The organism is Iodidimonas nitroreducens, assembly GCA_000710935.1.
Taxonomy (GTDB): domain Bacteria; phylum Pseudomonadota; class Alphaproteobacteria; order Sphingomonadales; family Rhodothalassiaceae; genus Iodidimonas; species Iodidimonas nitroreducens.
The window spans coordinates 1-261 of sequence record BAYV01000074.1 but is presented as its reverse complement, the minus strand read 5'-3'; the positions used below and the strand labels follow the sequence as shown (position 1 = coordinate 261).

Sequence of the window (261 nt, the reverse complement as noted above, 5' to 3'; positions counted from 1 at the left end):
AATTTTTCTGTTTCTTTAAGGTGAAGGGAGGACATCAAAGCTGACAGACCTTTGTAAACTCCAATTTCCAGCATATTGCCATGGATACCATGGGTATTTTGAAAACTTAGCAAAGCATCCCAGAGAGCCGCACTTTGTTCCAAGAAAAAACCGGCAATTCCCCCCTGCAATTGCTTAAATTCACCTAGCTTAGAGAGATACAAGTAGTTGTCTTGAAGTGATAGCATGGGGGATGATGTGGAACTCCAGTCACCAGATCAT

1 pseudogene is annotated in these 261 nt (G+C 42.1%); it reads right to left on the bottom strand.

Annotated features, from left to right (window positions below):
- A pseudogene (locus AQ1_RS12365) lies at window positions 1-227 on the bottom strand (class I SAM-dependent methyltransferase); the annotation flags it as partial.
- Window positions 228-261: the final 34 nt, after the last annotated feature.